This window comes from Paraburkholderia sp. SIMBA_053 (assembly GCF_046534895.1).
Lineage (GTDB): Bacteria > Pseudomonadota > Gammaproteobacteria > Burkholderiales > Burkholderiaceae > Paraburkholderia > Paraburkholderia caledonica.
Genome location: NZ_JAWRXU010000004.1, coordinates 337077 through 348191, shown reverse-complemented (window position 1 = coordinate 348191; position 11115 = coordinate 337077). Strand labels below are relative to the sequence as shown.

At 64.4% G+C, this 11115-nt stretch carries 9 protein-coding genes; 8 read left to right on the top strand and 1 reads right to left on the bottom strand.

Going from position 1 to position 11115, the window contains the following annotated elements:
* Positions 1-89 precede the first annotated feature (89 nt).
* The 8 genes from SB753_RS16620 to SB753_RS16585 all read left to right on the top strand — a co-directional run bounded on the left by SB753_RS16620 (position 90) and on the right by SB753_RS16585 (position 9378).
* Positions 90-1385: a glycosyltransferase family 4 protein gene (locus SB753_RS16620; protein ID WP_410800805.1), complete on the top strand. Its 1296-nt coding sequence runs from the start codon at positions 90-92 to the stop codon at positions 1383-1385.
* Between the two features lie 111 nt (positions 1386-1496).
* A complete protein-coding gene (locus SB753_RS16615) occupies positions 1497-2102 on the top strand; it encodes a D-glycero-alpha-D-manno-heptose-1,7-bisphosphate 7-phosphatase (RefSeq protein ID WP_410800803.1) in 606 nt (201 codons plus the stop codon).
* On the top strand, positions 2099-3373 hold the full coding sequence (locus SB753_RS16610) for a glycosyltransferase family 9 protein (RefSeq protein WP_410800801.1): 1275 nt from the start codon (positions 2099-2101) through the stop codon (positions 3371-3373). The genes SB753_RS16615 and SB753_RS16610 overlap by 4 nt, the downstream gene beginning before the upstream one ends.
* Positions 3374-3397: 24 nt before the next feature.
* Positions 3398-5143, top strand: coding sequence for a carbamoyltransferase (locus SB753_RS16605; RefSeq protein WP_408129875.1), 1746 nt, complete (start codon positions 3398-3400; stop codon positions 5141-5143).
* Positions 5140-6219, top strand: coding sequence for a glycosyltransferase (locus tag SB753_RS16600; protein ID WP_410800799.1), 1080 nt, complete (start codon positions 5140-5142; stop codon positions 6217-6219). The genes SB753_RS16605 and SB753_RS16600 overlap by 4 nt, the downstream gene beginning before the upstream one ends.
* Complete coding sequence (locus SB753_RS16595) at positions 6216-7355, top strand: glycosyltransferase family 9 protein (protein ID WP_410800798.1); 1140 nt, start codon at positions 6216-6218, stop codon at positions 7353-7355. Before SB753_RS16600 ends, SB753_RS16595 begins: the two co-directional genes overlap by 4 nt.
* On the top strand, positions 7345-8301 hold the full coding sequence (locus tag SB753_RS16590; protein WP_020068323.1) for a glycosyltransferase family 4 protein: 957 nt from the start codon (positions 7345-7347) through the stop codon (positions 8299-8301). The genes SB753_RS16595 and SB753_RS16590 overlap by 11 nt, the downstream gene beginning before the upstream one ends.
* Positions 8302-8358: 57 nt before the next feature.
* The gene (locus tag SB753_RS16585; protein ID WP_410800796.1) at positions 8359-9378 is read left to right on the top strand and encodes a UDP-glucuronic acid decarboxylase family protein; all 1020 of its coding nucleotides are present in this window, start codon (positions 8359-8361) and stop codon (positions 9376-9378) included.
* Here the strand turns inward: SB753_RS16585 and SB753_RS16580 are convergent.
* Positions 9357-11105: a RecQ family ATP-dependent DNA helicase gene (locus SB753_RS16580; RefSeq protein WP_410800794.1), complete on the bottom strand. Its 1749-nt coding sequence runs from the start codon at positions 11103-11105 to the stop codon at positions 9357-9359. The genes SB753_RS16585 and SB753_RS16580 overlap by 22 nt on opposite strands.
* Positions 11106-11115 lie beyond the last annotated feature (10 nt).

The window sequence follows — 11115 nt, the reverse complement described above, 5'->3', positions numbered from 1 at the left end:
GCGTTGTATTGCGTGAAATTGCATAAGAGTGCTCAGCAAAACGCGCCATGGACACCCCCGCTAATGCCAATCTCCGCGAAGGAATCTCAATGAAGATCGCCCTCATCAGTGAACACGCCTCGCCCCTCGCCGTCGCCGGAGGCGTCGACAGCGGAGGACAAAACATCTATGTCGCGAATGTTGCGCGTGAACTGACAGAGATGGGCCATCAAGTGGATGTGTTCACGCGGCGCGACCGCGCGTTGCTACCGCTCATATCCGACATGGAGGGCGTCCGCGTGATCCACGTCCCCGCAGGGCCGCCTATGCAGTTGCCGAAAGAACTGCTGCTGCCCTTCATGGATGAGTTCGCCGCGTTCCTGATTGAGTTCTTCCGCCGCGAGAAAACGCCATACGACGTGATGCACGCGAACTTCTTCATGTCGGGGCTCGCAGCATTGAAGGTCAAAGCGGCGCTCGGCGTGCCGCTCGTCACGACGTTTCACGCGCTCGGCCGCGTTCGGCGGATACACCAGGGCGCGAGCGACGGCTTTCCTGACGAGCGCTTTGCAATCGAGGACGACCTCGTCGCGCAGTCCGACGTGGTGGTCGCGGAATGCCCGCAGGATGAAGCAGACCTGATCGAGCTTTACCACGCCGACCCGGCGCGCATCGAGATCGTGCCGTGCGGTTTCGACGCCGACGAGTTTCACCCCATGGACCGTGCAGCCGCTCGCGACGCACTCGGCTGGCAGCAAAACCAGTTCACCGTGCTTCAGCTCGGGCGGCTCGTGCAGCGTAAGGGTATCGACAACGTGGTTCGCGGCGTGGGTGTACTGAAGAAAGCCTTCCGGACCTCTGCGCAACTCTACGTGGTGGGCGGCAACTCCGACGCGCCGAATGAAAAGGCCACGCCGGAAATCGCGCGCCTTCGCGGCATCGCGCGCGAATGCGGCGTAGCCGAACAAACCATTTTCGTGGGACGGCGCGGGCGCGCGCAATTGCGCTACTACTACAGCGCCGCAGACGTGTTCGTGACGACGCCCTGGTACGAGCCGTTCGGTATCACACCGGTCGAGGCGATGGCTTGCGGCACGCCGGTGATCGGCGCCGATGTCGGCGGCATCCGCTATTCGGTTGCAGACGGCATCACCGGCTTTCTCGTGCCGCCGCGCGATCCGGCCGCGCTCGCCGCGCGCCTGAACCAGTTGCGGCGCGACCCCGCGCTCGCTCGCAGGATGGGCGAAGCAGGCGTCGAACGCGCGCGCAAGGAGTTCACATGGCGCGGTGTGGGCGAAGCGCTCGCGCAGATCTATATGCGCACCGCGCGGCTCGTGCCCGCCAAAGCCACGGAAGACCGCGCGGAAGTTCCGCTGCGAGCAGCGGCCGGCGCATCGTTCCGTTAGGCGCCGCGCAGCATTGCAGCGCTGATAGCGCAGCTAGTTATGTCGAGCCGGTGCGGACCTATGGTCCGCTCGCGGCGATTCCGGTCCACATTTTTCTACACCGCCTTTGTCATGCTGCGACCCGCTGTATTTCTCGACAAAGACGGCACGTTGCTCGAGGACGTGCCCTACAACATCGACCCTTCGCTGATGCGCCTCGCACCGGGCGCGCGCGAAGCGTTGAACCTGCTCGCGACCCAGCCTTTCGAGCTGTTCGTGATCAGCAATCAGTCAGGCGTCGCACTCGGGAAATTCCCGCGAGCGGCGTTAAAGAACGTGGAAGCCCAACTCACGCACATGTTCGCCGAATCCGGCGCGATGTTCTCCGGCGCGTACTGGTGCCCGCATCATCCGGACGGCACCGTTGCGCCTTATTCGACCGCCTGCGATTGCCGCAAGCCGGCGCCAGGCCTGTTGCTGCGCGCAGCCCGCGAGCATCGGCTGGACCTCGCGCGCAGCTGGTTCATCGGCGACATTCTCGACGATGTCGAAGCGGGCAATCGTGCCGGATGTCGCACGATTCTGCTCGACAACGGCCACGAGACCGAGTGGATAGAAGGACCTCAGCGCGTTCCTACCGCGCGCGCCGCGGATCTGCACGAGGCTGCCCGGATCATCGCAAACGCTATGGAAGCAGCGGCGCCGCCCGCGCCCGCCGGCGAGGAAACTGCTCAATGAATGCGCCGCTGCTGATCACCCAGCCGACACTCGCTCACGCTCGCGTGCCCGACAGCCCGCAGCTTGCGCATTGGGGCGAGGAGATCAAGCGCATTCTGTGCGTGCGGCTCGACAATCTCGGCGACGTGCTGATGACCACGCCCGCGCTGCACGCACTGCGCGAGTCCTCACCCGGCCGCCATATCACGCTGCTTGCGTCGCGCAGCGGCGTTGCACTCGCGCCGTTTCTCGACGATGTCGATGACGTGATCGAATACGAAGCGCCGTGGGTTGCGAATCCCCCGACGAGCGCGCGCTCGCTTGCCGACGATCAGCGCATGCAGGAACGATTGCGTCGCGGCGGCTTCGATGCCGCCGTGATCTTCACGGTCTATAGCCAGAGCCCGTTGCCCGCGGCGATGCTGTGCCATCTGTCGGGCATTCCACGGCGCCTCGCGCATTGCCGTGAGAATCCGTATGAGTTGCTGACAGACTGGCTGCGTGAACCGGAGCCGCAGCAGCGCACCCGTCATGAGGTGGAACGGCAACTGGACCTCGTGCGCCAGGTCGGCGCAGAAGCCCCCGACACGCGTATGCGCTTCACGGTGCATGAGTCGGACCGGCGAACGCTTGCAGAGCAGTTGACCGCGAGAGGCATGCACGGCGGCGCAACAACCGGCACGCCGCGCATCGTATTGCACCCCGGTGCAACCGCCGCATCGCGGCGCTATCCGCCCGAGCGCTTCGGTCAGATCGCGACGCGCCTTGCCACCGAAACCGGAGCCCCGCTTCTGATCACCGGCAGTGCGAGCGAGCGTCCTCTCGTCGACGCGGTGATCGCCGCCGCTGCGCCGCGAGTTCGCTCACAACTGCACGATATGAGCGGCGCGCTCACGCTCGGCGAACTGGCAGCGCTGATCGAACAAGCGAGCGTGCTGGTGTCGAACAACAGCGGGCCCGTGCATCTCGCGTCCGCGCTCGGCACGCCGGTCGTCGATCTGTATGCGTTGACCAATCCGCAGCACACGCCGTGGCAGACGCCGAATCGCGTGCTGTTTCGCGATGTCGAATGCCGCTGGTGCTACCGCAGCGTGTGTCCTCAACATCATCACGCGTGCCTGCTGGGCGTCACGCCCGGCGAGGTCGTGAAAGCGGCGCTCGAGTTGCGCGCCGAAGCACGAACTCGCGCAGCCTCCGTCGACTCCGACGCTCACCGCTCGGACGCTATCGAATTCAACGCCCACCACAGCGACGCGGCGCCGCCGCTCGCCGATGAACCCGTGGCTCCCTGAAACCCACTCCTACTGCGAACGCCCATGTACACACTCGGAATCAATGCCGTCTATCACGACAGCGCCGCAGCCCTGCTGCGCGACGGTGTGGTGCTCGCCGCCGCCGAAGACGAACGCTTCACGCACGTCAAGCATGCGAAGCGCCCCGTGCCCTTCTCGACCTGGCAACTGCCGTTCGACGCGATCGACTACTGCCTGAAAGCCGCCGGCATCACGCTCGCCGACGTCGATCATGTGGCCTACTCATACGATCCGAGCCTCTTTAGCGGCATGCCGAAGCGGCCCGGCGCGACTATCGAGTTGCCCTTCGATCCCGCGAACACGCGTCTGTCCGACCCGTCCGCATCGCCGTGGGACCCGCTCTTTCTCAGCTATATCGCGAACGCCAAGGGTCAATTGCTCGACGGCGCGCCGCATCATTTGCGCAAGCGCTTTCAGGGTGTGGACCGCGACAACGGCTTCAAGTGGCATTTCGTCGACCATCACCTCGCGCACGAGGCCAGCGCGTTTCTCGCCGCTCCTTTCGAGAATACGGCGGTGCTCACCATGGACGGCCGCGGCGAAGGCGTGACGACCAGCATGGGCCAGTTCGTCGACGGGAAATACACGCGGCTCAAGCAGGTCGAACTGCCGCACTCGCTCGGACTGCTTTATGAAGCGGTAACGGACTGGCTCGGCTTCCTGCATTCGTCCGACGAGTACAAGGTGATGGCGCTGGCGTCGTACGGCAAGCCGGAATACCTCGACGTGTTCCGCGATATCGTGCGTTATCGCGGCGACGGCAGCTATACGGTCGACGCCCCGCGCCTCGTCCAACGCTTCGGTCCGGCACGCGAACGCGGCGGCCCGCTCGAACAGCGCCACTTCGATATCGCTCATTCGTTGCAGCGCGTGCTCGAAGAAACGGTACTGCAACTCGCGGGCTGGCTGCATGAGAAAACCCGCTTGAGCAAACTCAGCATGGCAGGCGGCGTCGCATTGAACTGCGTGATGAATTCGAAGCTGCGCGACGCAGGTCCATTCGACGATGTGTGGGTCCAGCCCGCAGCGGGCGACGCGGGCACCGCGCTTGGCGCAGCGTTGTGGATCGATTCGCGCGAACGCAGCGAGCGCGGCGATCGCAAGCGTCATTGGGTAATGGACCACGCGTACCTCGGTCCCGAATATCCGGAACAGGAGATTGAACAGTTCCTGCAATGGTCGAAGGTTCCGTACCGGCGGCTCAACGACATTGCCGGCGAGACCGCCGACCTGCTCGCGAGCGGCAAGGTGATCGGCTGGTATCAGGGCCGCACCGAGTTCGGTCCGCGGGCACTCGGGGCGCGTTCGATCCTCGCTTCGCCGGTCGATCCGCACATGCAGGCAAAGCTCAACGAGATCAAGGATCGCGAGGACTTCCGCCCAGTCGCGCCGGTCGTCATGGAAGAACATGCGAGCGAATGGTTCGTGAATGGCCAGGTCGCGCCGTTCATGCTGTTCGTGTTCGACGTGCGCGCCGACAAGGCCGAGCGCATTCCGGCAGTGCGTCACGTGGACGGCACCGCGCGCGTGCAGACTGTGAACCGTTCGCAGCATCCGCTCTACTACGATCTCCTGTCCGCGTTCAACGAGCGCACCGGGGTGCCGATTCTCGTCAACACGTCGTTTAACACGCGCGGCGAACCGATGGTGAATTCGCCGCGCGATGCGGTGGAGTCGTTCTGGACTTCGCCGCTCGATGCGCTCGTGATCGGCCCCTTCGTCGTCGAGAAAGCGCGGGGCGGCGCATGAGTCCATCCGCTACGCGACCGATCGACGTAGGAGGCAGCTTCGGCAATCCGCATAGCGAAGCCGAGCCGATTGCAGCCGGATATCCGGGCGTGCTGCTGGCGCACCTCGACGTGTCGGTGGTCGTGCCGACTTACCGGCGGCCCGACATGCTCGCGTCGTGTCTTCGCGCATTGACGGAACAGGACTTTCCCGCAGATCGCTACGAGATCGTGGTCTGTGACGACGGTCCCGACGAAGCGACTCGCGCATGCGTCGCGCGCATTGCCGGCGAGCAGGCAGAGCGCGGCCTCGCCGTGCGCTACGTGCCGGTGACTCGCACGCAGGGCCCCGCGGGCGCGCGCAATGCCGGTTGGCAACACGCGCGCTCGCCGGTGATCGCTTTTACGGACGACGACACGCTGCCCGATCCGCAATGGCTGCAAGAAGGGCTTGCGGCGATTCGCCAGGGGGCGGCCGCCGCCGCGGGCCGGATCGTCGTGCCGCTGCCCTCGTCGCCGACCGACTACGAGGCGGATGCGAGCGGCCTCGAGCGTGCGGAATTCGCGACCGCAAACGTATTCGTAGCGCGCAGCTTTCTGACGATGACAGGGGGCTTCGACGAGCGTTTCACCTCGGCGTGGCGCGAAGACTCCGATTTGCAGTTCACGCTTCTGCAAGCGGGCGGCAAGATCGTGCGCGCAAGCGATGCGGTGGTCGTGCACCCGGTGCGCCCCGCGCGCTGGGGCGTCAGCATCTCGCAACAGAAAAAGAGTCAGTTCGACGCGTTGCTCTACAAGAAGCACCCCGAACTGTTCAAAACGCGGATTCGCTCGTCGCCTCCGTTGCTGTACTACCTCATTCTCTGCGCCGCATTGGCCGCGCTGATCGGCGTTTTCGTGGGCGATGGCAATACCGTGACGCTAGCGGTGCTGGCGTGGTTCGCACTGACGGCGTATTTCTGCGCAATGCGTTTGCGCGGGAAAGACCGCAGCTTGCGCCACGTTGCCGAAATGGCGTGGACGTCCATCCCGATTCCATTCCTGTCGATCTTCTGGCGGCTCTACGGCGCTGTACGTTACAAGGTGTTCTTCTTATGAATGCAGACTCGTTCATCGCCTCTGCCGCGCCGCGCCGCATAGCGATCTTCCGCGCGTTGCAACTGGGCGACATGCTCTGCTCGGTGCCCGCGCTGCGAGCGCTGCGCGCGGCCGCGCCGCAAGCGCATATCGCGCTGATCGGCTTGCGGTGGGCGCAGTCGTTTGTCGAGCGCTACGCCGATCTCGTCGACGAACTGATCGTCTTTCCTGGAGCCGCAGGCTTTCCCGAGCAACCCGAGACGGACGAAGGGCTGCCCGCATTCCGTGAGTGGATGCGCGCCCAACGCTTCGATCTCGCAATCCAGCTGCATGGCAGCGGCGGCATTGCGAACGATCTGCTGCTTGAGTTCGGTGCCAACGCTTACGCGGGCTTCGTACAACCTGACGAGCGGCCGCGTGAAGGCGTGTTTATCGACTGGCCAGACGACCTGCCCGAACCCGAGCGCTACCTTGCATTGATGAGCGCGCTCGGCGCCGAAACCACCGAGCGGCAATTGTCGTTCCCTCTTTGCGAGCGGGATGGCGACGAATACGCGTCGTTAGTGGCCGCGCACGGCATCGAAGCGGAGCGCCTCGTGCTGGTTCATCCAGGTGCGCAATTGCCCTCGCGCCGCTGGCCGGTCGAGCGTTTCGCGGAAGTCGCCGACCGACTCGCCGCCGACGGCTGGCAGATCGCCATCACCGGCACGGCGGCGGAAGCGTCGCTGACCGGCGCGGTGCTCGGCGCGATGACCGCGCCCGCGTTGCACCTCGCCGGTTCGACATCGCTTGGCGGACTGGCTGCGCTCGTCGCGCACGCGCGACTCGTCGTCTGCAACGACACGGGCATTTCGCATATCGCCGCGGCCGTGGCGACCGCGTCCGTTGTCGTCGCGTCGGGCAGCGACACGCGCCGATGGGCGCCGCTCGATCACGAGCGGCACCGCGTGCTTGCCGACTATCCGCCGTGCCGCCCGTGCATGTTCCGCGAGTGTCCTTACGGCCACCCTTGTGCCCTGAACATCGGCGTGGACCGCGTCGTCGAGACGGCGCGCGCGCAACTGGCCGAAGTTCGCGGCGCGCATCCGGCCAGTGCCTGCGCATTGCATACGCACGCCGAAACCGGATCCTTCGAGGAGTTGCACCATGCTGCGTAACTGCCGCCGTCTCCGTGTGCTGACATGGCACGTGCACGGCAACTACCTGTACTACCTGACACAGGCGCCGCACGATTTTTATCTGGTGACGAAGCCGGGTCATCCGCCTGGCTATGCAGGCAAAGTGGGCGTGTTGCCGTGGGGCGACAACGTCCACGAAATCAATGCGGACGACGTGCCGGATCAGGAGTTCGACGTGATCCTGTATCAGCACAAGACGCATTGGGAATACGACCGCGAGCATGTGTTGAGCGACGCGCAGCGCCGCTTGCCGCGCGTGTATATCGAACACGATCCGCCGCAGGAAAACCCGTTCCAGCAATGGCATTGGGTCGACGACCCGGACACGCTGCTGGTTCACGTCACGCACTTCAATCAGCTGATGTGGGATTGCGGCGTGACGCCCACGCGCGTAATCGAACATGGCGTGGTGGTGCCGGAAGGCGTGCGCTATACCGGCGAACTGGAGCGCGGCATTGTCGTCGTGAATCATCTCGCTCAGCGCGGCCGGCGCCTCGGCGCCGACGTATTCGCCGACGTGCGCACGCGCGTGCCGCTCGACCTGGTCGGCATGGACGCCGAGCGGCTCGACGGCATTGGTGAAGTCGGCAATCTGGATCTCGCCGCGTTCACCGCGCGCTATCGCTTCTTCTTCAATCCGATTCGCTGGACCAGTCTCGGCCTCGCCATCGTAGAGGCGATGACGATCGGCATGCCGATCGTGGGCCTCGCGACTACCGAACTGGCGACGGTGATCCGCAATGGCGAAAACGGCTTCGTGCATACAGACGTGAATGCGCTTGTCGACGCAATGCACGAACTGCTGCGCGATCCTGCGGAAGCCAGGCGCCTCGGCGAGGGCGCGCGACGCACGGCGCAGGAACGGTTCCACATCGACCGTTTCGCGCAGGACTGGCACGACGCGCTGCTGCAAGTGACCGCGTAGGCCACAGATCGGCGCGGCTTGCGCCGAACAAACGTAAGACGACTAGGACCACGCAACATGAAAGAACTTACCCGCAAGCGGATTCTGGTCACAGGCGGCGCCGGCTTTCTCGGCTCACACCTGTGCGAGCGGCTCGTGACGCAAGGCCACGACGTGCTGTGCGTCGACAACTTCTATACGGGCACGAAGGACAACATCGCGCATCTTCTCGATTGCCCGAACTTCGAGCTGATGCGTCACGACGTGACATTTCCGCTCTATGTGGAAGTCGACGAGATTTACAACCTCGCCTGCCCTGCGTCGCCGATTCACTATCAGCATGATCCGGTACAAACCACCAAGACGAGCGTGCACGGTGCGATCAACATGCTCGGACTCGCCAAGCGCGTGAAAGCAAGAATCTTCCAGGCATCGACGAGCGAAGTGTATGGCGATGCGCTCGTGCATCCGCAGAAAGAAGACTACTGGGGCCACGTGAATCCGATCGGACCGCGCTCCTGCTACGACGAAGGCAAGCGCTGCGCTGAAACGCTCTTCATGGACTACCGCCGTCAACATGGCCTTTCCATTCGCATTGCGCGAATCTTCAACACGTATGGACCGCGCATGCATCCCGCCGATGGCCGCGTCGTGTCGAACTTCATGATGCAGGCACTGCGCGGCGAGCCGATCACGCTGTATGGCGACGGCTCCCAGACGCGTTCGTTCTGCTACGTGGACGACATGATCGACGCGTTCATCCGTTTGATGAACACCGCCGAAGACCCCGGCGGCCCGGTCAATCTCGGCAATCCGCACGAAGTGAGCATGCGCGAAATCGCGCAACGGATTGTGGCGATTACGGGCTCCAGTTCGCCGCTTGAATTGCATCCGCTGCCGACCGACGATCCGTGGCATCGTCAGCCGGACATTTCACGCGCGCGCGAATTGCTCGGCTGGCAGCCAAAAACCTCGCTCGACGACGGACTTAAAGAGACCGCGCGCTACTTCCGTGCGCGGATCGAGGCATCGTCGGAAGCGACTGCCGACGTTGCCTCGATTAGAGCGCATGCGGATCAGCGCCCCGCCCTCACGTAACTCGCCAGAAACGTGCGGGTGCTGCCGTCGGGGAACTGCACGGCCACCTGCTCGCCGCTCGCCAGCGCGACCTCACCGGCGCCATAGCGCGGCACGCGCACGGCATCGCCCGGAGTCCAGACGCGTGGTTTGCGCGACTCCTCACGCTTGCGTTGTGCAACTTCATTCGCGCGCGTCTCCGGTGCAACGATAGCGTCGGACGCCATGTCGATCTGCGGCGGATTTACGCAGTTATCGCAGACGCCGCAGCGCTCGGCGGCAGGCGAGTCGCCGTAATAGTCGAGAATCGCGCGCCACCGGCATTGACCCGTTTGCGCGTAGTCGATCATCTGCTGCAGCGTTTCCCTGTCGTGCGCGCTCATCTGCTCGAATTGCGCCGCGGCATTGGCAACCGCGTCGCGCGCGGATTCCTTCGCGCCCTCGCGGCTTCGCAGACGATAGCGACGCTGCCGGTCGCGGCCGGCCACGCGGGCGTCGACCAGCATGTTCAACGCGGTTTCCAGCTTGCCCGCACCGACATCCGGCAATGCCTGCTTGAGCGCGGCCAGCGTGACGCCCTTCGGCTCATCGGCAATATGCGCGACAAGCGTGTCATAGACACGTTGCGCGAGTTCGACACTCGGATAGCGTCCCGCAAGGAAGAATTGCTGGATGCGCCGGTCGTTCAGATCGAACAGCAGCACGCAATCGGCGGGCTCACCGTCGCGGCCCGCGCGTCCCGTTTCCTGGTAGTAAGCGTCGAGGCTGCCGGGAATCTGGTAATGGATCACGAAGCGTATGTCCGCCTTGTCGATGCCCATGCCGAACGCGTTGGTTGCGATCATCAAACGGGTGGCGCCCGACATGAACTGCTCCTGCGCCTCTTCACGAGCGTCAGCCGCCATTCGACCGTGATAGCGCGAGACCGACTCGCCTGCCTCCGTGAGCCAGCCGTAAATGCGATCGACGTCGCGCACGGTCGCCGCGTAGACGATGCCGGTCCCGCTGAGCGATGCAATCAGCTTCGACAATTGCTCGCGCTTGGCGGTCACGGCGCGCGCTGCGCCGTCCTTGCCTCCCGCCGTGCTGACCTGCACGACGCGATAGCGCAGATTCTCGCGATACGTGCCCGTGCGAACCACACGCGGCTCGCGCAATGCAAGCGAGTGCACGATGTCGTCGAGCACGCGCGGCGTGGCCGTAGCAGTCAACGCAAGCACCGGCGGCTGCCCGAGCGACTTCACCGCAGCCGCGATCTGCAGGAACGCGGGGCGAAAGTCGTGTCCCCATTGCGATACGCAGTGCGCCTCGTCGACCACCACTAGTCCAATGCGGTTTTCGGGGCGCGCGCGCAACGTTTCGATGAAGGCCGGTTGCGCCAGGCGCTCCGGCGTCACGAACACAATGCCGCTCTCGCCTGCCGCAATCCGCTCCAGCGCTTCGCGCTCGGCGCGACTACGCAGCGTGCTGTTCACGAGCGTGCAGTCGATTCCAGCGGCCAGCAGTTTGTCGGCCTGGTCTTTCATGAGCGCGATCAGCGGCGACACGACGAGCGTGGTGCCCTCGAGATGCAGCGCCGGCAACTGATAGCAAAGCGACTTGCCCGCGCCCGTCGGCATCGTGGCAAGCGTGTCCTTGTGTTGCAATACGCTGCGGATAATGTCCTCCTGACCGGCGCGCAAGCGCACGATACCGAACATGTCACGCATGGTCTTGCGCATGCTGCGAAGCCGTTGGTCGACTGTCATAGTTGGAAAC